This is a genomic window from Porphyrobacter sp. AAP82, from assembly GCF_000331285.1.
GTDB lineage: Bacteria > Pseudomonadota > Alphaproteobacteria > Sphingomonadales > Sphingomonadaceae > Erythrobacter.
Genome location: NZ_ANFX01000020.1, coordinates 23,144 through 43,299 on the forward strand (window position 1 = coordinate 23,144; position 20,156 = coordinate 43,299).

Consider the following 20,156-nt stretch of genomic DNA (forward strand, 5'->3'; position numbering starts at 1 on the left):
GTCGCGCGGGTCCACCCCGACCCCTCCCGTTGTTCCGATTTGACGGCTGGCAGAGCCAACCTTCGGCGGGAGGGGAGAATGACGATTACGCCCCCGGCAGGTCGAGGATGCGCTTGGCGATGACGTTGAGCATCACCTCGGAAGTCCCGCCCTCGATCGAGTTGGCCTTGGTGCGCAGCCAGTTCTTGGCGGGCTTGCCGTGTTCGGTCGCCTCGCTTTCCCATTCGAGGCTGCGCGAGCCGCCGACCGCCATCATCAGTTCGTGGCGGCGCTTGTTCAGCTCGGTCCCGGCATATTTCATCATGTTGGGCTGCGCGGGGTGGGCCTTGCCGACCTTGATCTCGTCCAAGAATTTCTCGCCCATCGCGGCATAGGCCAGCGCGTCGACATCGAAATTCGCAAGCTCCGCACGCAGCACCGGGTCAAGATCATCACCGAGCTTGGCCGCGTGGCGCTTCATCATCGCGCCGATCGCCGCCTGCCGCTCGCCGCCATCCGCGCCCGAGATCATCTCGCGCTCGTGGCCGAGGAGATACTTGGCGACATCCCAGCCACGGTTGATGGTGCCCACATAGGCGGGCACGTCATCGCCGTAGGACTTGGGCACGGCAACATTGTCGAAAAAGGTCTCGCAGAACGGCGAGGAGCCGCTGATCAGCTTGATCGGCTTGGTGGTGACGCCTTCGGATGCCATGTCGAACAGCATGAAGGTGATGCCGCCATACTTGTTCTCCTTGTCGGTGCGGACAAGGCAGAAGATCCAGTCGGCGTGATCGGCATAGGAGGTCCAGATCTTCTGGCCGCTCACCACCCAGTGATCGTCCTTGTCTTCGCCGAAGGTCTGAAGGCTCACGAGATCGCTGCCCGAACCCGGCTCCGAATAGCCCTGGCACCAGCGGATTTCGCCGCGCGCGATTTCATTGAGGAAGCGCTGCTTCTGCCCCTCGGTGCCGAAGTGCAGCAGCGCCGGGCCGAGCATCCAGATGCCGAAGCTGCTCAAGGGCGGGCGGGCATTGATGCGGCCCATTTCCTCGCGCAGCACCTTGGCTTGCGGAGCGGTGAGGCCAGCGCCGCCATATTCCTTGGGCCACATCGGCACGGTGTAGCCCTTGGCGATGCAGGCTTCGAGCCACGCGCGCTGGGCATCGTTCTTGAAGGTCGCGCGGCGCCCGCCCCAGTAGATATCGTCCTCGCCGCGCACCGGCTCGCGCATTTCGGGCGGGCAGTTGGCTTCGAGCCAGGCGCGGGTTTCGTCACGGAATTGTTCAAGATCGGCCATGACCGACTCTCCTCTCTCGTCTCTCACTTGACGCTTACGTTAGGATCAATTCGCATGCCGCTGCAAGCGTCCTTCGCTGGATCGCGCGTGCCGTAGCGTCATCCCTTGCGCGATTGACGCGCCCCTCAATCGGTCTAGGTTCGCGGGCAGAAAAAAGGGAGAGAGGAACGTGGCCGGACACCCCGCTTGCGAGGGCGCGCGCATGGCGCAAGGGCGCAGCGTGATGGCCGGAAAGCTGCCGATGCGGGTCAAACTGCTCGCCGGATTCGGGTCGGTCGCCTTCGGGGTGAAGGACAACGGCTTCTCGTTCTTCCTGCTGATCTTCTACAATCAGGTGCTGGGGATGGATGCGGGGCTGGTGAGCCTTGCGCTGCTGATCGCGCTGCTGGTCGATGCGCTGGTCGATCCGCTGCTCGGCAACCTTTCGGACCGCACCTACACCCGCTGGGGGCGGCGCCTGCCGTGGCTCTATGCCGCACCCGTCCCGCTTGCGGTGCTGTGGGTGATGCTGTGGAGCCCGCCGGGCGGCGCGGCGCCGAGCTTTGCGGGGCTGGTCGGGATCGCGGTTGCGGTTCGGCTGCTGCTGTCGGCCTGCGAGGTGCCCTCGATCGCGCTCGTCCCCGAACTCACCGCCGATTACGACGAACGCACCACGCTGTTCCGCTACCGCTTCCTGTCGGGCTGGATCGGGGGCCTGGGCATGATGGTGCTCGCCTACACCGTGTTCATGCCCGGGGCGCAGGGGATGCTGTCGCTGGAGGGCTACCAGGCCTTCGGGATTTTCGGCGCGGTGCTGATGGCGGTGTCGGTGATCGGCTCGGCCGCAGGGCTGCACCCGCTGGTCGCGCGCCTGCCTGCTCGCAAGCCCCCGCCCTTCACCTTCAAGGGCGCCTTCGCCGAGATCGCCGAGGCCTTTTCCGAGCGCGCCTTCCTGGTCTTTGCCGCCGGCGGGCTTGCCGCCTACGTGGCGCAGGGGATGACCTTCTCGATCTCGAACTACCTCAACCTGTTCGTCTGGCAGCTGACGCAGGGCCAGCTCGTCGCCTATCCGCTGATGCTGCTTGCCTCCGTGGTGCTGATGTTCGTGATCGTCGGCCCGATGCACCGCCGGCTCGGCAAGGCGGGGAGCGCGGCGCTGAGCGCCCTTGGCGCGGCGCTGATCGGGATCATTCCCTATGGCCTGCTGCTGGCAGGCATCTGGCCGCAGCCCGGCACGCTGGCATCGACCGCGGGCTTTTATGGCTTCGCGCTGTTCGCCAATGCGCTGGGCGTGGTCTCGCTGGTATCGGCGACCTCGATGATGGCCGAGATTGTCGAGGCCTTCGAGGAACGCACCGACAGGCGGGCCGAAGGCTCGTTCTTCGCGGGCGGCTGGCTGGTGCAGAAATGCGCGACGGGGGCGGGGATCTTCGTCACCGGGCAGATCATCGGCTTTGCCGGGCTCGCCGCCAATTCCGCGCCGGGAGCCGTGCCGCAGGACGTGATCGTCCGGCTGGTGCTGACCTATGGCGCGGCCGCGCTGGCGCTGGCGGGGACCTCGGCGTTCTTCCTCGCGCGCTTCCCGATCAGCCGCGCCGAGCACGAGGCGCGGCTCGAACGGCTCGCTCATCGCCGCGGCCCCGATCCGCTCGGCGAGGCGGCGCGCGCCGATCCGGAGGGGCACTCCATCGGCGCCTGAGGCCCCACAAAAGAGTGCTTGGCGGGGGCGCTGCCCCGTGCCACGGTCACACCCAGATTCGATTGCAAATAAGGACGAGAGGAACCCCCATGGATTTCGAACCCACCGAACGCCAGGCCTACTGGTCGGGCCGCGTGCGCGATTTCATCGAACAGCACGTGCGCCCCAACATGGATGTCTACAAGGCGCAGGACGCCGAGGGCGGCCGGTGGAAGGTGATCCAGATCATCGAGGACAAGAAGAAGCTGGCAAAAGAGGCCGGCATCTGGAACCTGTTCATGCCGCCGCGCAATGACAGCCACCACCATGTCGACGAGACCTTCGAATTCGCAGGCCCGGGCCTTACCAACCTCGAATACGCGCTGTGCGCCGAGGAAATGGGCCGCATCGGCTGGGCGAGCGAAGTGTTCAACTGCTCGGCGCCCGATACCGGCAACATGGAAGTCTTCCACCGCTACGGCACGCGCGAGCAGAAGGAGGAATGGCTCCGCCCGCTTATGAACGGCGAGATCCGTTCAGCCTTCCTGATGACCGAGCCCTACACCGCCTCCTCGGACGCGACCAATATCGAGACCCGCATCGAGCGGGACGGCGACCATTACGTCATCAACGGGCGCAAGTGGTGGTCGAGCGGCCTCGGCGATCCGCGCTGCAAGGTCGCGATCGTGATGGGCAAGACCGATTTTGCGGCACAGCGCCACGCGCAGCAATCGATGGTGCTGATGCCGATCGACAGTCCCGGCGTGAACATCATCCGGCACCTGCCCGTGTTCGGCTATGACGATGCCCCGCACGGCCACATGGAAGTCGAGATGGTCAACGTGCGCGTGCCCGTCTCGAACATGCTCTTGGGCGAAGGCCGCGGCTTCGAGATCGCGCAAGGGCGCCTCGGGCCGGGCCGCATCCACCACTGCATGCGCACCATCGGCGTCGCCGAAGAGGCGCTCGCCAAGATGTGCCGCCGCTTGCAGGAGCGCGAGGCGTTCGGCAAGCCGGTCTACAAGCATTCGGTCTGGGAAGAGCGCGTGGCGCGCGCCCGCATCGATATCGACATGACGCGCCTCTTGTGCCTCAAGGCCGCCGACATGATGGACAAGGTCGGCAACAAGGCGGCCAAGCAGGAAATCGCGATGATCAAGGTGCAGGCCCCCAACATGGCGCTCAAGATCATCGACGACGCGATCCAGGCCCACGGCGGCGGCGGGGTGTCGGAAGATTACGGCCTCGCGTCTGCCTATGCCCACCAGCGCACCCTGCGGCTCGCCGACGGGCCGGACGAGGTCCACGCCCGCTCGATCGCGCACATGGAATTCGCCAAGCACGCGCCGGTTGCCGGCCCCACGGCGAACGCCCTGCGCGGCAATCACGGGCGCGCTGCCAATGACGGATCGAGCTTCAGCTCGGGCGACATGGGCGTGGCGCGGTAAGCATCAGCCTCCCCTCCCGCCGAAGGTTGGCCCTGCCAACCGTCACTTCGGATCAACGGGAGGGGGCGGGGGTGGGCATGGGCCCGCAAGGGCCCACCCCGCTGCGACTACGACTTGCGAGGCAAGCCCAGGTCTCGCTCCCCTCCCGCAAGCAGGTGGGGTGAGGAATTATCATGGCAAAAGCCGCCATCCTTGAAGCCCCCGGCCAGCCCTTGCGCATCGCCGAGGTCACCTATGCCGAGCCCGGCCCGCACGAGGTGTTGATCGACACCAAGGCCTGCGGGCTGTGCCATTCGGACCTGCACTTCATCGACGGGCATTATCCCCATGCCCTGCCCTGCATTCCCGGGCACGAGGCAGCCGGGATCGTGCGCGCGGTCGGCAGCGAGGTGAAGACCGTTCGCCCGGGCGACCATGTCGTCTCCTGCCTTTCGGCCTTCTGCGGGCACTGCGAGTTCTGCGTCACCGGCCGCATGGCGCTGTGCCTTGGCGGCGACACCCGCCGCCAGAAGGGCGAAGCGCCGCGCATCGCCTTTGCCGATGGCTCTGCGCCGGTGGCGCAAATGCTCAATCTCTCCGCCCTGTCGCAGCAGATGCTGATCCACGAACATGCCTGCGTCGCCATCGACAAGGCCATGCCGTTTGATCGCGCCGCCCTGCTCGGCTGTGCGGTGACGACCGGCGCGGGGACGATCTTCAACGCCTGCAAGGTGACCCCGGGCGAGACCGTGCTGGTGGTCGGCTGCGGGGGCGTGGGCCTGGCCGCGATCAACGCCGCCAAGATCGCCGGCGCGGGCAAGATCATCGCCGCCGATCCGCTGCCTGAAAAGCGCGCGCTGGCCGAGGTGCTGGGCGCGACCCACACCGTCGATGCCCTCGCCGAGGATGCGGCGCAGCAGATCATCGCCATCTCCGGCGGCGGGGTCGATTGGGGGATCGAAGCGGTCGGGCGTCAGGCCTCGGCCGATCTTGCGGTCGCCAGCATCAAGCGCGGCGGGACCGCGGTGATCCTCGGCATGATGCCCTTGGATTGCAAGGTCGGGCTCGGCGCCTTCGATCTCCTGTCGGGCAAGAAGCTGATGGGCGCGATCATGGGGATGAACCACTTCCCCGTCGATCTGCCGCGCCTTGTCGATTTCTACCTGCGCGGGCTGCTCGATCTCGACACGATCATCGCCGAGCGAATCACGCTCGATCAGGTCAACCAGGGCTTCGAGACGATGCGCAAGGGCACGTCGGCCCGCACTGTGGTGGTGTTCGACTGATGACTGACGCGCCCAATATCGATTTCGACAAGGAAATGGTCGGCACGGTCGCCGTGACCGAGAAGGACGCGCTCGACCTTGCCGCGCTGACCGCGTGGTTCGAAGCCAATGTCGAAGGCTTCGCCGGCCCGATCAGCTACACCAAGTTCAAGGGCGGCCAGTCGAACCCGACCTACCGGATCGACACGCCGGGCGCTTCCTACGTGCTGCGCCGCCAGCCCTTCGGCAAGCTGCTGCCAAGCGCCCACGCGGTCGACCGCGAATATGCGGCGATGACCGGGCTCTACCCGACCGGCTTCCCGGTGCCACGCACCTACGGGCTTTGCGAGGACCCGGAGGTGATCGGCTCCAAGTTCTTCGTGATGAGCATGGCCGATGGCCGGTCCTTGTGGAACGGCGCGCTGCCCGGCGTCGCGCCCGAGGAACGCCGCGCGATCTACCACGCGCTGATCGATACCATGGCCGACCTCCACCTGAACCAGCCCGAAAAGATCGGGATGGGTGACTATGGCAAGCCGACCGATTATTGCGCGCGCCAGATCACCCGCTGGACCAAGCAGTACAAGCTCTCCGAGACCGAGCACATGCCGGAAATGGAAGCGCTGATCGCCTGGCTGCCGCAGACCATCCCGCCGCAGCATGGCTCGAGCGTCGTCCATGGCGACTACCGGCTCGACAACGTGATCTTCGCGCATGACGAGCCGCGCATCATCGCGGTGCTCGATTGGGAGCTGTCGACGCTGGGCGATCCGATTGCCGATTTCAGCTACCTCATGCTCAACTGGCACAACCCCGCCGATGGGCGCGCAGGCCTGCTGGGGCTGGATCTCGAGGCGCTCGGCATCCCCAGCCAAGAGGAGGCGGTCGAACGCTATGTCGCGCGCACCGGCTACCCCGTGCCGCCGATGGACTGGTATTTCGCCTACAACCTGTTCCGGCTTGCAGGGATCATGCAGGGCATCAAGAAGCGCGTGATCGACGGGACCGCGTCCAGCGCCCACGCCCAGGCGATGAGCGAGCGGGTGCGGCCGCTGGCGGAGCGGGCCTATCAGTTTGCGGTGGCTGCGGGGATGAAGCCTTAGTGTTCCGCGCCCCCATCCGAGGACGCGTCCTCGGTGCTGTTCCCTCCGCTGCGCTACGGGGCACCTGCGGGCGGCCATTCGGCCTTGCGGCCCTGCGGGGGCCGAGCTTGAGTGTGCCAGCGAAGTTTACGTATGCCTGCCTCACGCCTGTGCAGCCTCCGCTTGCCGCAGCCGCGCCGCGCGGCTAGGCGCGCGTCACAACCCGACGCCCGGAGACCGCCCATGACCGACAGCCTGATCGCCGCCATCGAAGCCGCATGGGATGACCGCGCTGCCGTTACCCCCGGCCACGCCGTGGGCGAAGCGGTCGAGGCTGCCCTCGCGCTGCTCGACAGCGGCGCGGCGCGCGTTGCCGAGCCCGATGGCAACGGCGGCTGGCAGGTCAACCAGTGGCTCAAGAAGGCGGTGCTCCTCAGTTTCCGCCTCAACGACAACGCCGTGGTCGATGGCGGCGCGGCGAGCGCGCCGGCCTATGACAAGGTGCCGCTGAAGTTTGCCGGATGGGGCGAGAACCGTTTCCGCGAGGCAGGCTTCCGCGTCGTGCCCGGCGCGGTGGTGCGGCGCGGCGCGCACATTGCCAAGGGCGCGGTGCTGATGCCCTCCTTCGTCAACATCGGCGCATACGTTGGCGAGAACACCATGATCGACACCTGGGCGACGGTCGGCTCCTGTGCGCAGATCGGCGCGAATGTGCACATCTCAGGCGGCGCGGGGATCGGCGGCGTGCTCGAGCCACTCCAGGCCGAACCCGTCATCATCGGCGACGGTGCCTTCATCGGCGCGCGCGCCGAAGTCGCCGAAGGCGTGCGCGTGGGGACCGGCGCGGTGCTCTCGATGGGGGTCTATCTCGGCGCCTCGACCAGGATCGTCGACCGCGCGAGCGGAGAGGTCCATATCGGCGCGGTGCCGCCCTATGCGGTGGTCGTCCCGGGTTCGATGCCGGGCAAGCCGCTCCCCGACGGCACGATGGGCCCGAGCCTCTACTGCGCGGTCATCGTCAAGACGGTCGATGCGCAGACCCGCTCCAAGACCGGCATCAACGAGCTGCTGCGCGACTGACCCTGCGGCAGGCCCGCTCTGCCCCGTCCTGACTTCCCCCGCCGGACCCGCGGCCCCCGCGCGGGCGTAGTCCCTGCCTCACCCCAGCAGGAGACCGCCATGCCCGATTCCCCGCGCCGCACCCGTATCGACGAAACCGACGCCAAGGCGGGCAGCACCGAGGGCGTGGTGCGCTGGGTCCTGCTCATCAGCCTCGCGCTGGCGATCATCGCGCTGACCGTGATCTGGGTGACCGGCGCGCTGACGCAGAATGCCGACGAGAGCCAGATGAATGTCGCGCGCAAGCAGCAGGCCGAAGCCGCCCGCGCCGATGACAACGCCGATCTCGCCGAGGAAGCGGGCCTGGTCGCCCCGGGCACCAGCGAACAGCCCCAGAGCCCCGCACCAGCGCCCGCCCCCGCCCCCGCCCCCGCCTCCGCGCCCTCGCCCGGCAACTGAGACGGGGGCCGGTCGGGAACCGGAAGCGCGCTGCGGCTTTGATTGACGTTACGGAAAGGCCTTTCCGTAACGTCAATGACAGCTTGGGAGAGCGATAATGGCCGACAACGACAAAGCCCACCGGATCCACCATGAGGACGCGCGCGGCGCGGTCAGCAACACGGGCCTGCGCTATGTGCTGGCGATCAGCCTCGGCCTTGCGGTGATCGCGATGAGCCTCGTCTGGATCATCCCGGCGCTGGCGATGGCGCACTGACCGCGAGCGATCACTCCGCCGCGACGGGCGAAGTGATCAGCGTCTCGATCGGCGGCTGGCCTGCAAGGCTCGCCGCATAGCTTTCCGCCGCGCGCATCACGCGCAGGATGTTGCGGCTCGCGATCAGCTCCAGCTCCGCCTGCGAAAGCCCGCGCCGCGCGAGTTCGGTGAACAGCGCGGGGTAGCCGCTGACATCCTCCATCCCCGCAGGGCCGATCGGCATGCCGTCATAATCGCCGCCGATGCCGATATGCTCGATGCCCGCCACCGCGCGGATGTGCATGATGTGATCGGCAACGTCGCCGATCGACGCCTTGGGCTCGGGATTGGCGGCGAGCCACGTCGTCATCGCCGCGCTCGCGGCATCGGGGTTGCCGAGGTGGACGACCCTCAATCGCGCCAGCTCGCCCGCGCGGCGTGCGTCCCATTGGCGGATATCTTCGTCGATGAAGCGCGGCAGGGCGACCACCATCACCACCCCGCCATTCGCGGGCAGCCGCGCGAGCACGCTGTCGGGCACGTTTCTGGGATGCGGCGTCACCGCGCGCGCGCCGGAATGGCTGAAGATCACCGGGGCCTTCGCCGCATCGAGCGCGTCCATCATCGTGTCTTCGCTGACATGGCTGAGGTCGACCAGCATGCCGATGCGGTTCATCTCGCGCACCACGTCCATGCCGAAGGCGGTCAGCCCGCCGTGCTGCGGCGCGTCGGTCGCGGCATCGGCCCAGGGGATGTTGGAATTGTGGGTCAACGTCATGTAGCGCGCGCCCAGCGCGTGGAACTGGCGCAGCACGGCCAGGCTCGATCCGATCGAATAGCCGCCCTCCATGCCCAGCAGCGAGGCGACCTTGCCCTCGCGCATCGCGCTCTCGACCTGATCGGCGGTGAGGGCAAAGCGCATGGTATCGGGGTTCTTGGCGATCAGTCGCTTGGTGACATCGATCTGCTCGATGGTCTGCTGGATCGCGGCAGCCTCGTTGGCGTTGTGCGGCACATAGACCGACCAGAACTGCGCGCCGACCTTGCCCTTCCTGAGGCGCAGGAGATCGGTGTGCATCGCCCCGCCCTCGCCGCCGACATGGTCATGGCCCTCCAGCGTGTCGGTGAAGTCGAAGGCATTGATCTGGTTGGCGAAGCGTGACCGCAGCTGGCCCGGCGCGTCGTTGTGCCCGTCGAACACCGGCGCGGCCTCGAGCGCGGCGGCGGCGGTGGCGGTGGCGGCGGCATCGTCGACAAGCGGCGGCGGCGGCGGGGCCTTCGCCTGCTGCGCGGCAAGCGGGCTTGCGAGCATCAGCGCGGCGGCGATTGCGGCAAGCGGGGCGGCAGAGAGTTGCATGGGGGAGGCTCCCGAAGCTAGAGCGCCTGCACCGGCAGATGGCGGGACAGGCAGGGGTATCGGGCATGGATAGCGCGGGCGCGTTGATTGAACAATTGGGCCTTGCTGCCCATCCCGAGGGCGGGTGGTACAAGGAAACGTGGCGGGGCGAGGCGGGGCCGGATGGCCGCGCGGGCGGCACCGCGATCATCTTCCTCCTGCGCGCCGGCGAGGCCTCGCACTGGCATACGGTCGATGCGGCCGAGCTGTGGATCTGGCAGGCGGGCGATCCGGTCGAACTGCGGCTTGCCGCCACGGACGAAGGCCCCGCGCGATCGGTGATCCTCGGCAGCGATATCGCGGCGGGCCAGCAGTTGCAGGGCCTGGTCGCTCCGCAGGAATGGCAGGCGGCCCGGCCCTTCGGAGAGGCTGCGCATGGCTACTCCCTCGTCTCCTGCGTGGTCGTCCCGGGGTTCGACTTTGCGGGCTTCCGCCTTGCCGCACCGGGCTGGGAGCCGGGCGCGTGAAGACAGCGCTTCGTTGGGTGCTGGCGGTGTTCTACCTCGCCGCCGGGGTGATCCATCTCCTCAAGCCCGCGCCCTTCCTCACCATCATGCCCCCCGGCGTGCCCTACCCCGAGGCCGTGGTGCTGTGGACGGGGGTGGCCGAGATCCTCGGGGCCATCGGGCTGGTGCAGCCGGTCTCTAAGCCGCTGCGGCAGGCGGCCGGGTGGGGACTTGCCGCCTATGCGCTGTGCGTCTGGCCTGCCAATATCAACCACTTCGCGCTCGACATGGCGAAGGCGGGCGGCGGGCTTGGCCTTGGCTACCACGTGCCGCGCATGTTCGCGCAGCCGGTGATCATCTGGCTCGCGCTATGGGTGGGCGAATGCCTGCCGCTCAGGCGCAAACCCGCGTGACCGCCGGGGAGGCGATCCTCGCGCTGCTCGCGGAGCGGGCCGAGGGCGCCACCATCTGCCCGAGCGAGGCTGCGCGCCTCATCGCCGGGCCCGGGGACGATTGGCGCGCCGGAATGGCGGCGGTCCACGCCGCGACCGACAGTCTGCTGGCGCAAGGCTCCATCGCGCTGTCGTGGAAGGGCGAGGCCAAGCAAAAGCGGCGCGGACCCTACCGGATCGCGCGCCGCTGATTGCCGGGCGTCAGCCCGCCGGATGGGACCGCAAGGGCCCCGCCCGCCTTAGCTCAGATGCTTGGAGACCGCAGCGGTCATCTTGAACATCGAGATCTGGTCCTTGCCGATCACCGCGCCGAGCTTGGCGTCGGGATTGATCTGGCGCTTGTCCTTGGTGTCCTGGAGGCTGTTGGCCTTGATGTATTCCCACATCTTCGAGGTCACTTCGGCGCGGGTCATCGGGCCCTTGCCGATCACTGCTTCCAGGTCGCCCGAAAGCGTCACGGGCTTCTGCAGTGCGTTGGTCGTTCCAGCCATCATCTACTCCCTTATGTCTATGGCAGGTTGATCACAAATCATCGTCTTCCCAGTCCGCATCGTCATCCCCGCCGCCGGTGAAGGTGGCATGGAGCACCGCACAGGCCGTTATCGACCCTTGCAGCGATGCGAGCAGTTCCGCACGCCCTGCACCGGGCATCAGCACCAGCGGCAGGTCAGTCGCGAAAAGTTGAAACAGGTAGTGGCGCGTCTCGCCTTCGGGCGGGGCGGGCAGCAGCCATTCGGAATTGCCCGCCTGGTTCTTGCCGGTGCGCGGCGGCACCTCGCCTTCGAGCAGCTTGCCGCGCTGGCCGGCGAGACCCCACACCAGCCAGTGACAGGCAGGATCGGCGCCGGGGGCGGAGGCATCCTCGACCACCAGCACCAGTTCGGCAGAGCCGGGCGGCGGCGCGCTCCATTCGAGCGGCGGGGCGACGGCGTCTTCCTCGGCTGCGGTGAAGCTCGCATCGAGTTCCTCCCCGCTGCGGAACGCCGGACTGGTGAGGGCGAACCCGCCGCGCGCGATGGTCTGCGCCGATCCGAGCTGCGCGATCGCAAGCCCGGGATGACGCGCGGACGCGGGCACATGGGGTGCAAGCCAGGCGGGGAAGTCAGTCATGATTCTGTCTTTTCACTGCCCTCGTGCTAGTCCCTTCGGATGCGGCTTGCGAGACTGGGCAAGGGCGTTTTCGGCGGATTCTGCGGAAAACCATGCAAATGCAGGCAAAAAGGTCACGTTTTTTTGCGCCATAACGGGGCGAACTGTTGCAGGCATGCTTGCTCTTGGCGGTCTGGCGGGGCATTCCTGCACCCGCGCGCCGACCCTTCGGCGCGCCAAATTGTCGGGAGTGATGTCACGCCATGCATGTCGGCCGCGCCGCGCTCAGCCTTGTTCTGGCCTTCCAGCTTGCCGCTTGCGGCGGGGGCGGATCGTCCTCGTCCGGCCCGCCCACCAGCGGCGGCGGCACCCCCACCCCGACACCGACCTCGTCGGCCTGCTCGCTGAGCGCGCGGCAGGATTTCGCCGACCAGGTGCTGAACGAATGGTATCTGTTCCCCGATCTGCTCGCCACGGTGAACCGCGCGAGCGTCAGCAATCTCGACGATTATCTCGATGCCCGCGTCGCGCCGGCGCGCAACCTCGGGCGGGACCGCTTCTTCACCTTCGCGACCTCGATCGCGGAAGAGAACGCGCTGATCAATTCGGGCTCCTCGGCGGGCTTCGGCATCCGCCTGTCCTATGACACGGCGAACCGCCGCCTGTTCGTGGTCGAGACCTATGAAGGCACCGCCGCGCTCGCCGCCGGGATCGACCGCGGGACCGAGATCACCGCGATCGGCACCAGCACCGCCACGCTGCAAAGCGTCTCCAGCCTGTTCGCGAGCGGCGGATCGCAGGCGGTGGCCGACGCGCTCGGGCCCTCGACCGCGGGACTCAGCCGCGTGCTGCGCTTCACCCCGGCGGGCGGCGCCAGCCAGGAACGCACCGTCACCAAGACCGAATTCGCGCTCGATCCGGTCTCGGACCGCTACGGCTTCTCGGTCATCACCGATGGCGCGCGCAGGATCGGCTATATCAACCTGCGCACCTTCATCATCTCGGATGCGGCCAACCAGCTGCGCACGATCTTCGGACAGCTCAACACCCAGGGCGTCACCGAACTGATCATCGACCTGCGCTACAACGGCGGCGGGCTCGTCAGCGTGGGCGACACCTTCGGCGACCTGTTGGGGCGCGGTCGCGTGGGGCAGGTGTGGAGCCGCGAGGTCCTGCGCGCGTCCAAGGCCTCGGAAAACTCCACCCAGCTGTTCCGCAACGAGGCGAACGCCATCGCCCCCACCAAGATCGCCTTCATCACCACCGGATCGAGCGCCTCGGCAAGCGAGCTGGTGATCAATTCGATGCTGCCCTACCTCGGCAACAACATGGCGCTGGTCGGGGCCAATTCCTTCGGCAAGCCGGTCGGCCAGTTCGGCTTCGACCTTGCGGCCTGCGATTTGCGCGTCCGTGCGGTCGCCTTCCAGACGGTCAACGCCAGCAATCAGGGCGAATATTACAACGGCCTTGCCAGCGTCGTGCCCAACACCTGCCGTGCGGGCGATGACATCACCCGGCCGCTCGGCGATCCGCGCGAGGCCTCGGTCGCGGCGGCACTCGATTTCCTCGCCGGGCGCGCCTGCACCCCGATCAGCGGATCGGGAGCGGACATCGCGGCGGCAGGCGCCAATGGCGGCCAGGCCGCAAGGCAGGGCCTCGACCTTCCCGAGCGCGAGCCGCTCCAGCCGAGAAAGCCCTTGCCCGTCCAGCGCGAACTGCCCGGGCTGTTCTAGGCGTTACAGGCCCTCGGGCACCGTCGCGAAGCTCGGCGTGTCGCCAAGGTCGACCCAGTCCTGCTTGCTCTTGGCATAGCAGTGGAAGGCGGGCTTGAGGATGCTGGTATCGTCCAGCGTCCCGGCCTTGATGAACATCATCCCAGGCGGGCTGTCGACCCGGGTGAAGACCGGCGATCCGCATTCCGGGCAGAACTGCCGCCGCACCGTCGCGCCGCTGTCGCCGGTGTCGTTGTAGGTCTTGAGCGTGCCCTCGAAGCTCACCGCGGCCTCGGGCACGCCGATGATCACCGAAAGCGCGCTGCCGGCCTGACGCTGGCAGTTCTTGCAATGGCAGGTGACGCACAGCAGCGGATCGGCCTTGCAGGAATAGCGCACGCTGCCGCACAGGCAGCCTCCGGTGATGGTCATCGTCTCTCTCCCCGTGATGGCCGCTCGCGCTCTACGGCGCTTCGGGGCCGGTGAATGGCTGGGTCTCGCTATAGCCGCAGCCCTCGAAAATCTCGCCCCCCAAAGCGATAGTGGCGACATAGGGGAAGGTGCGGTCGCTCATCCCGTCGCTGCATTGGCCCGGGGTGAGCGTGGCGGTCAGGGCCTTGCCATCGAGCGTGCCGGAAAAGCCCAGGCCCCCGTTTCCGGCAAACCGCTTGAGCGTGACCGCGCTGCCGGGCTGGTTCTCGGGCGTGGTCCACAGCCCCCTGTCGCCCGTGACCGCAAGGTTCCAGAAGGGTTCGGTGCCGAGCATGGTGACGGCTTCCTGCGGCGCGAGGGCATCGAAGGCCTTGCCCTGCGGGTCGATGCCGTCGGTCTTGGCCGGGGTGCAAGCGGCAAGCACAAGAGTGAGCGCGGCGAGCGGCAGCGGGCGGGGTTGCATCGGGTTTCTCCTCACTTGCAGGATTAGGCCGGAACCGCAGGCGCGCCAAGCGGTTGGGCGCGCATGGACTTCACCCCGACCCGCGAGGCCGCATTGGCCCGCCTTGCCGCCTTCCTCCCCGCCGCCGGTCGCCGCTATGCCGAAACCCGCAATGCCGACGATGGCCCGCGCCCCGGCGGGCGGAGCAATGTCTCGCAGCTTTCGCCGTGGCTCCATGCAGGCGTGATCGGCGAGACCGAGGTGCTGGAGGCGGTGCTCTCGGAGCACTCCCCCCGCGCGGCGGAAAAATTCATCACCGAGGTGTTCTGGCGGATCTACTTCAAGGGCTACCTCGAACAGCGCCCGGCGATCTGGGACGACTATTGCAAGGGGCGCGACAATGCGCTGGCCGCGCTCGCGGGCAATGCGGGGCTGCGCAAGGCCTTCACCGAAGCGAGCGAGGGCCGGACGGGAATCGAGGCCTTCGACGTGTGGGCGCGCGAGCTGGCCGGGACCGGCTACCTCCACAATCACGCGCGGATGTGGTTTGCGAGCATCTGGATTTTCACCCTCAAGCTCGACTGGCGGCTTGGCGCGGACTTCTTCCTCAAACACCTGATCGACGGCGATGCGGCCTCCAACACCCTCTCGTGGCGCTGGGTCGCGGGGCTGCACACCAGGGGCAAACACTACCTCGCGCGGGCCGACAATATCGCGCGTTACACCGCCGGCCGGCCCGAAGGCGCGCTCGCGGCTGCACGGCTCGCGGGTGACGAGGCAGAGCCGCTGACCGAACCGCACGATTACGCGCGCCAGACGCTCGACCTGCCCCGCCCCGTCACTGCCGCCGAGCTTGCGCAGCCTTTCGCGCTGCTGCTGCATGACGAGGCCGCGCATCACGCGCCGCTGGCTCTGCCGGCAAGCCCGGCGCTGGTGATCGGCGCCGAACGCAGCGCAGCCCGCTCCCCTGGCGGGGCCGGGCGCCACGCGCAGGCCTTCGCGCAAGGGGCGCTCGCGGGCGGCATGACTTCAGGCGCTGCCGCTTTCGGCTGCCCCGCTGCGCAATGGCGCGCAGGCGCACCGCTCGCCCCGCTGCTCGTGGCGGCCGGGGTGGAACGGATCGCGGTGCCGTTTCTCCCCGCCGGATGGACCCGCGACGCGCTGTGGCCCGATCTCGCCCCGCTGGCCGCCGCAGGGCGCATCATCACCCTGCTCGGCGATCTCGACCGCGCCACCTGGCCGCTCGCCAAGGCGGGGTTCTTCCCGGTGGCCAAGGCGATCGACGCGCTGATCGCCGAATGCGCCATCCAGGGCCGCGCGGTGCCTGTTTCAACCGGGAATTAACCCTGATGGCGTAGCAGCTTGCGGCTGACACTCACTCCCGGACCTGCCACCCGCCATGCTTTACCCCAACCGCATCCAGGCCGCGCTGCTGTTCGACCGGCCGTTCCACGATCTCGAAAGCGTGATGCGCCAGTTCGCGCGGATCGAGGGCATGCGCAGCGGCGCCGACTTCCATGTCTCCGAGGCCAATCCGGGCCGCTTCTACCGCCTCTATGCGGGCGGCGAGGAGCTGATGGTGACGCTCGAATATGTCGAGCGGCCCTGCGATGCCGCGCTGTTTGCCCCGGCCCTGTCCTCGCCCGTCACCGGGATCATCACTCCCGACATCCGCGAGCGGATCGCGCGGTCGGGCCCCCATGTGCTGCTCGAAGTCAGCCACGGGGTCTTCGCGGGGGTCGAGGAGGACCCCAAGATCGCCGCGATGTTCAACGCGATCGGCCGCAAGCGTTCGGGCGCCAGCCAGGCCGAGTTCGAGCGGCGGCTCGCCGTGCTCGCGCTGATGGCACGGGTGGCGATCGAGCATGCGATGCCGCTAGCGGTGCACTGGACCCAGTCCGACATGCTGATGAAGGGCGAGGCCTTCGACGGGTTCGCCCAGCTTGGCGACATGCCCGGGCCGCTCCACATCCACCCCTTCCTGTTCGGCCCGCGCCCCGCTCCCGGCGAGGACGCGCTCGCCGGCATCCGCACCTTCGGCGCCCGCCACTGGCTGGGGCGCGAGATCATCGTCCAGCCGCATGTCCTGCCGTGGGCCGCCAATTTCGAGACGATCCTCGCCTTCCTGCGGGTCGCGACCTTGGCCAACGGCTATGTCATCCCGCATGGCGACACCTTCGGGCCCGAGGATCGCAGCCAGTCCTACCGCGTGCTGCACCACGATGCGGGCGACAATATCGGCCATGCCTCGCCCGAGCCTGCGGACCTGCCCTTCTACGAGCTGGTCCCGCTCAAGCACCGCGAATACGGCTATCTCGCCCCCGAGCATGTCCCCGACGAGCGCGCTTTCGATGACCGCGCCTTCCCGCTCGATATCATGCCCGAAGGCCAGGACGAGAAAATGGCGCTCGCCAACGAGTGGTTCCAGAAGCGCAAGCTTGCCGAGGGGATCGGCGGGCGCTTCGAGGTCCGCCACCGCGATGCCCCGCAAGCCCCGTCGTCGCCGCCGCCGCCGTCACCGCCCGCCCCGCCGCCTGCCCCTGCCGGGCCCGGCCCCACCGGCGCAAGCGGGCGCGGGGTGAGGGCGCGGGTATTCGGGCGCAAGGGGCTCTAGAGCGGTCTAGCCGGCCTCCGCCGCGCGGCGTTCGGCACGCACCCGGTCCGCTTTCTCGCGCTCCTCGATGGTCCGGCGCGCCTGTTCGGCAAGGCCGCGCCAGGTCTTTTCGGAGCGCAGTTCGCGGTCGCGGACATTCTCGAGCGTCGCCTTGGCGGCAAGGGCGGCCGCTTCATCGGCGCGCTCGAGGTAGAATTCGTGGGGATGGGCCATCTGGGGGTGTCCTGCCATGGGAGGGGGTCGGCGGGATTCTGTAGGGGTAGGGTAGGCTCGGGCGCTGGCGTGGGACAGCAAGGAGGAGCGGGACGCCAACCGCGCCCCGCCCCGCCAGAGTGTCAGGCCGAAGCCAGGTTCACGGCGCTTTCCTTGCCGTTGCGCCCGCGCTCGAGATCGTAGCTGAGGCGCTGGTCCTTATCGAGGCTGTGCATCCCGGCGGCCTGCACGGCGGTGATGTGGACGAAGCTGTCCGACGAGCCATCATCGGGCTGGATGAAGCCATAGCCCTTCTCGGTGTTGAAGAATTTGACGGTTCCGGTCTTGGTGCTCATGAATTGTTCCTCTCAAGAACAAAGGGTTACCGGCAGGCAACATGCCCGCAGGTGGTGCCCGGTGGCAGCAGGGCCACAAAGCGTAGTGCGTTATCGTCCGATGAAAGGAAGTCGTCGTCTGGGAGTCGCCAAGGGGCCGGAGCCGGGTGACGGAGCGCAAATTTCGAAGTCCGTCGCAAATTTCGACGTCAGCAAGCGGCCCATAGCACACCTTGCGCCAATCGCCTAATCGGCCCGCCGCATTCCCCGCCCGCCATGCTGCGCGCATCAGCATCGTCGCGGCGTCCGGCATGCTGGCCGATCCTTTGCGATGGAACCCTTGGCCACTCCCCGCGCACTTGCCGCCCCCTCCCCCGACGGCGCAGCCGGCTGCGCCGCACCGAGGCCGAGGGCGTGGAGGCGCCCTCGCAAGACAAACCACCAAACTTCACGAAGTTCACATTGCATTTTGTGCAATCCTACAGGTTTTTGCCCTTGTTCCCCGTATCTTGCAGCCCGAAACCGAAGTTCACACATTTTCGCGCGCACGCCCTCTTGTGTGCGCGGGTTCAATAGTCCTTCGCATCGAAGCTCTTTTCCGCCCCGCCCTCGATCATCGCCCGCCTGCGCGCCTCGCGCGCTTCCTCGCGCGCGACATAGTCGGCCTCGATCTCCTCGTCCCAGGTCTCCGGTCCCTGCGCCACCCGTGCGAGCAGGCGGGTGAAATCCTCGCGCGTGTAGCCTGACGCCGGGTGCCCGTTGGCGAACCCCCGCCCGCCCATGGAATTGCGCCGCGCCAGCAGCGCGATGGTCAGCCGTTCGTCATAGCGGCGCGAGGTGTGGACCAGTTCGCCCTTGTGGAAATGCGGCACCTCGACCCCGTTGAGCGCGCGTTCGAGCGCGGCCTCGAGCAATTGGTCGAAGCGGCAATGGGTGGCGACATGCCACGCCCGGTCGAACGGCTCGCCCCGCAGCCGCGCGCGCAAGGCATAGGCCGAGCGCGCGCTCATCCCCACCTGCCGCGCCGCCTCGGCAATCGCCGCGCCCGCCGCGAGCGCCTCGAGAAAGGCGACCTGTCGCGGGACGGTCCACCCGTCATGGCGAACCGGAACAAGCGCGGTGGCGCGCGGCGAACGGGGGGAGGGGCTGCGAGTCATGGCCGGAAGGATGACTCAAGGCGGGGTCTGTAAGAAAGCGGAATGCGTCTATCGCTTGCGAGCCGCCCCCTCCGCCACCCTGCGGGTCGCCCGCTGCCGGGCCGGGAGGATCATTCCTCGCCCAGTTCCAGCGTATCGAGAGCGTCGAGGTTGGAGAGCGCCTTGCGGGTGCGGCCGCTGAGGTAGGCGATGCAATGTTCGTTGAGCGCCGCGCTCAGTTCGGTCGCAAGGCCGCGTTCGCCGATCCGTTCCGAGACCACCAGATAGCCCGCCTCCTCGGCGTCCTTGAGCATGCGCTGCGCGGTGCTGTGCGAGATCCGCGTGCGGGTCTGGAGCGCGAGGATGAGGTCGCTCTTCTTCTGTCCGGGCGTGGCGAACAGGTCGAGGAACAGCACGATGAAGGGGACCGAATGGAATTTCGGGTCCTCGAAGAAGTCGAGCCATTGCTGGAGGCTCTCGAGCACCTGGTGGGCGATATCGGCAAAGACATCGCGCTGTTCGGGGCTGAGATCGGCGGCGGGGGTATCGGTCATGGCGGGGGGCCTGGATGAGGGGTGAGGGTTACGGGGCGGGGGATTCGGGTCCATCGATGCACCCCATATAGAGGCGCAAGAGTGAACATTCAATGTCACAGGTGAATTAGAAATCTCAGGTTAATGTCTCAATATCCCATTTCTAGCTGAACATTCATTCATGATAGTTAATTTCACATGTCAGATTGAAATGTCAAATCCGAATCGCTAGAGAGGGGGTGTCGAGAGGCTGAGGCTTCACCAGAAAGCCGAAATCCCGACAGCCGAAATTCCGCAGCATCGCCTGCTGCAAATCCAAAAAGGGACATACCATGAAGAAGACCTTGAATATTGCCCTGGGCCTGTTCGCAATCGCATTCGCCAGCACTTCGGCGCAGGCCGATCCTCTGGTGCCGGATATTGTCGAACAATACGGCCGCGTTCTTGATAACATCATCAATGCCGACACGCTTGCCGACATTCCCGATCCGATCGACTCCGCGCCCGAGCCCAAGGACCCGCCGAGCGAGCCGCTGCGCTGCGAAGACCTGTTCGACCGCTGATCCACCCCGGCCCGCGCCTTGCAGGCCATCCCTCACAAGAGGAACCACGCCATGAGGAAACTGCTGCTCATCGCCCTGCTGGGCGCTGCCGCCCCGGCCACGCTCCAGGCCGCCCCCGCCGACCGCGACGCCGATATCTTCGGCCCCTCCGCCCCCCGCGCCGAAAGCATCGCCGAGCGCAACATGCGCGAGGCGCCCGAGATCGCCGCGCGCATCGAGCGCGAGCGGGTCCGCGAGGAAATGCGCGACACGTCGCATGATGGCCGCCTGCCGGTGGGCAAGGACACCTCGCTGGGTGTCGGCCGCGGCGGCATCAACGTCCTCGTCACCTACTGACCGGGCACCGCCCCA

25 protein-coding genes are annotated in these 20,156 nt (G+C 67.6%); 15 read left to right on the forward strand and 10 right to left on the reverse strand.

The genetic code is table 11. The features are described from left to right. Nucleotides 1-85: 85 nt before the first annotated feature. Nucleotides 86-1,279, reverse strand: a complete 1,194-nt coding sequence (locus D620_RS0106315; protein ID WP_017664954.1) for an acyl-CoA dehydrogenase family protein — start codon at nucleotides 1,277-1,279, stop codon at nucleotides 86-88. Between the two features lie 169 nt (nucleotides 1,280-1,448). Here D620_RS0106315 and D620_RS0106320 point away from each other — a divergent pair, with 169 nt between their 5' ends. The 7 genes from D620_RS0106320 to D620_RS16570 all read left to right on the forward strand — a co-directional run bounded on the left by D620_RS0106320 (nucleotide 1,449) and on the right by D620_RS16570 (nucleotide 8,484). Then, on the forward strand, nucleotides 1,449-2,957 hold the full coding sequence (locus tag D620_RS0106320; RefSeq protein WP_233992004.1) for an MFS transporter: 1,509 nt from the start codon (nucleotides 1,449-1,451) through the stop codon (nucleotides 2,955-2,957). An 89-nt stretch (nucleotides 2,958-3,046) separates the two neighbouring features. Further along, nucleotides 3,047-4,384: an acyl-CoA dehydrogenase family protein gene (locus D620_RS0106325; RefSeq protein WP_017664956.1), complete on the forward strand. Its 1,338-nt coding sequence runs from the start codon at nucleotides 3,047-3,049 to the stop codon at nucleotides 4,382-4,384. A gap of 173 nt (nucleotides 4,385-4,557) precedes the next feature. Beyond that, nucleotides 4,558-5,649 carry a Zn-dependent alcohol dehydrogenase gene (locus D620_RS0106330; protein ID WP_017664957.1) on the forward strand — a complete coding sequence of 364 codons (1,092 nt, stop codon included), beginning with the start codon at nucleotides 4,558-4,560 and terminating at the stop codon, nucleotides 5,647-5,649. After that, complete coding sequence (locus D620_RS0106335; RefSeq protein WP_017664958.1) at nucleotides 5,649-6,731, forward strand: phosphotransferase family protein; 1,083 nt, start codon at nucleotides 5,649-5,651, stop codon at nucleotides 6,729-6,731. Before D620_RS0106330 ends, D620_RS0106335 begins: the two co-directional genes overlap by 1 nt. 222 nt (nucleotides 6,732-6,953) lie before the next feature. Further along, nucleotides 6,954-7,790, forward strand: a complete 837-nt coding sequence (gene dapD, locus D620_RS0106340; RefSeq protein ID WP_017664959.1) for a 2,3,4,5-tetrahydropyridine-2,6-dicarboxylate N-succinyltransferase — start codon at nucleotides 6,954-6,956, stop codon at nucleotides 7,788-7,790. A 99-nt stretch (nucleotides 7,791-7,889) separates the two neighbouring features. Continuing rightward, a complete protein-coding gene (locus D620_RS14810) occupies nucleotides 7,890-8,228 on the forward strand; it encodes a hypothetical protein (protein WP_017664960.1) in 339 nt (112 codons plus the stop codon). A 97-nt stretch (nucleotides 8,229-8,325) separates the two neighbouring features. Further along, entirely contained in the window at nucleotides 8,326-8,484 is a 159-nt protein-coding gene (locus D620_RS16570; RefSeq protein WP_017664961.1) for a hypothetical protein, read from the forward strand. Between the two features lie 10 nt (nucleotides 8,485-8,494). On the opposite strand, the gene D620_RS0106355 is transcribed toward D620_RS16570, so the two are convergent. After that, nucleotides 8,495-9,820, reverse strand: a complete 1,326-nt coding sequence (locus D620_RS0106355) for a dipeptidase (protein ID WP_017664962.1) — start codon at nucleotides 9,818-9,820, stop codon at nucleotides 8,495-8,497. A 65-nt stretch (nucleotides 9,821-9,885) separates the two neighbouring features. On the opposite strand from D620_RS0106355, the gene D620_RS0106360 reads away from it, so the two are divergent. From D620_RS0106360 to D620_RS0106370, 3 genes are read left to right on the forward strand one after another with little or no spacing between them, the layout of a single operon-like run. Continuing rightward, a complete protein-coding gene (locus D620_RS0106360) occupies nucleotides 9,886-10,326 on the forward strand; it encodes a cupin domain-containing protein (RefSeq protein ID WP_017664963.1) in 441 nt (146 codons plus the stop codon). Beyond that, entirely contained in the window at nucleotides 10,323-10,718 is a 396-nt protein-coding gene (locus tag D620_RS0106365) for a DoxX family protein (RefSeq protein ID WP_017664964.1), read from the forward strand. Before D620_RS0106360 ends, D620_RS0106365 begins: the two co-directional genes overlap by 4 nt. Further along, nucleotides 10,715-10,948 (forward strand): DUF3253 domain-containing protein, encoded by a 234-nt coding sequence (locus tag D620_RS0106370; protein ID WP_017664965.1) that lies wholly within the window; start codon nucleotides 10,715-10,717, stop codon nucleotides 10,946-10,948. The genes D620_RS0106365 and D620_RS0106370 overlap by 4 nt, the downstream gene beginning before the upstream one ends. Before the next feature lie 48 nt (nucleotides 10,949-10,996). On the opposite strand, the gene D620_RS0106375 is transcribed toward D620_RS0106370, so the two are convergent. Together D620_RS0106375 and D620_RS0106380 are read right to left on the reverse strand one after the other, a co-directional pair. Further along, a complete protein-coding gene (locus D620_RS0106375) occupies nucleotides 10,997-11,251 on the reverse strand; it encodes an SWIB/MDM2 domain-containing protein (protein ID WP_017664966.1) in 255 nt (84 codons plus the stop codon). A 28-nt stretch (nucleotides 11,252-11,279) separates the two neighbouring features. Further along, nucleotides 11,280-11,867, reverse strand: a complete 588-nt coding sequence (locus D620_RS0106380) for a YbhB/YbcL family Raf kinase inhibitor-like protein (protein ID WP_017664967.1) — start codon at nucleotides 11,865-11,867, stop codon at nucleotides 11,280-11,282. Between the two features lie 242 nt (nucleotides 11,868-12,109). On the opposite strand from D620_RS0106380, the gene D620_RS0106385 reads away from it, so the two are divergent. Continuing rightward, nucleotides 12,110-13,579, forward strand: a complete 1,470-nt coding sequence (locus D620_RS0106385; RefSeq protein WP_017664968.1) for a S41 family peptidase — start codon at nucleotides 12,110-12,112, stop codon at nucleotides 13,577-13,579. 3 nt (nucleotides 13,580-13,582) lie between these two features. Here D620_RS0106385 and D620_RS0106390 read toward each other — a convergent pair whose 3' ends face one another. Beyond that, a complete protein-coding gene (locus tag D620_RS0106390) occupies nucleotides 13,583-13,990 on the reverse strand; it encodes a GFA family protein (RefSeq protein WP_017664969.1) in 408 nt (135 codons plus the stop codon). Nucleotides 13,991-14,021: 31 nt separating this feature from the next. Further along, nucleotides 14,022-14,453: a COG3650 family protein gene (locus D620_RS0106395; protein ID WP_017664970.1), complete on the reverse strand. Its 432-nt coding sequence runs from the start codon at nucleotides 14,451-14,453 to the stop codon at nucleotides 14,022-14,024. 63 nt (nucleotides 14,454-14,516) lie between these two features. Here D620_RS0106395 and D620_RS0106400 point away from each other — a divergent pair, with 63 nt between their 5' ends. Next, complete coding sequence (locus tag D620_RS0106400) at nucleotides 14,517-15,776, forward strand: FAD-binding domain-containing protein (protein WP_017664971.1); 1,260 nt, start codon at nucleotides 14,517-14,519, stop codon at nucleotides 15,774-15,776. A gap of 55 nt (nucleotides 15,777-15,831) precedes the next feature. Continuing rightward, entirely contained in the window at nucleotides 15,832-17,046 is a 1,215-nt protein-coding gene (locus D620_RS0106405; RefSeq protein WP_017664972.1) for a hypothetical protein, read from the forward strand. A gap of 6 nt (nucleotides 17,047-17,052) precedes the next feature. On the opposite strand, the gene D620_RS0106410 is transcribed toward D620_RS0106405, so the two are convergent. From D620_RS0106410 to D620_RS0106425, 4 genes are all read right to left on the reverse strand, one after another. Beyond that, the gene (locus D620_RS0106410; RefSeq protein ID WP_233992006.1) at nucleotides 17,053-17,277 is read right to left on the reverse strand and encodes a hypothetical protein; all 225 of its coding nucleotides are present in this window, start codon (nucleotides 17,275-17,277) and stop codon (nucleotides 17,053-17,055) included. Between the two features lie 104 nt (nucleotides 17,278-17,381). Next, nucleotides 17,382-17,594 carry a cold-shock protein gene (locus tag D620_RS0106415; RefSeq protein WP_017664974.1) on the reverse strand — a complete coding sequence of 71 codons (213 nt, stop codon included), beginning with the start codon at nucleotides 17,592-17,594 and terminating at the stop codon, nucleotides 17,382-17,384. Between the two features lie 548 nt (nucleotides 17,595-18,142). Beyond that, entirely contained in the window at nucleotides 18,143-18,730 is a 588-nt protein-coding gene (locus D620_RS15730; protein WP_017664975.1) for a hypothetical protein, read from the reverse strand. A 110-nt stretch (nucleotides 18,731-18,840) separates the two neighbouring features. Continuing rightward, nucleotides 18,841-19,263: a hypothetical protein gene (locus tag D620_RS0106425; protein WP_017664976.1), complete on the reverse strand. Its 423-nt coding sequence runs from the start codon at nucleotides 19,261-19,263 to the stop codon at nucleotides 18,841-18,843. 311 nt (nucleotides 19,264-19,574) lie between these two features. Here D620_RS0106425 and D620_RS0106435 point away from each other — a divergent pair, with 311 nt between their 5' ends. After that, a complete protein-coding gene (locus tag D620_RS0106435; RefSeq protein ID WP_017664978.1) occupies nucleotides 19,575-19,805 on the forward strand; it encodes a hypothetical protein in 231 nt (76 codons plus the stop codon). Nucleotides 19,806-19,856: 51 nt separating this feature from the next. Beyond that, the gene (locus D620_RS0106440; protein WP_017664979.1) at nucleotides 19,857-20,141 is read left to right on the forward strand and encodes a hypothetical protein; all 285 of its coding nucleotides are present in this window, start codon (nucleotides 19,857-19,859) and stop codon (nucleotides 20,139-20,141) included. Nucleotides 20,142-20,156 lie beyond the last annotated feature (15 nt).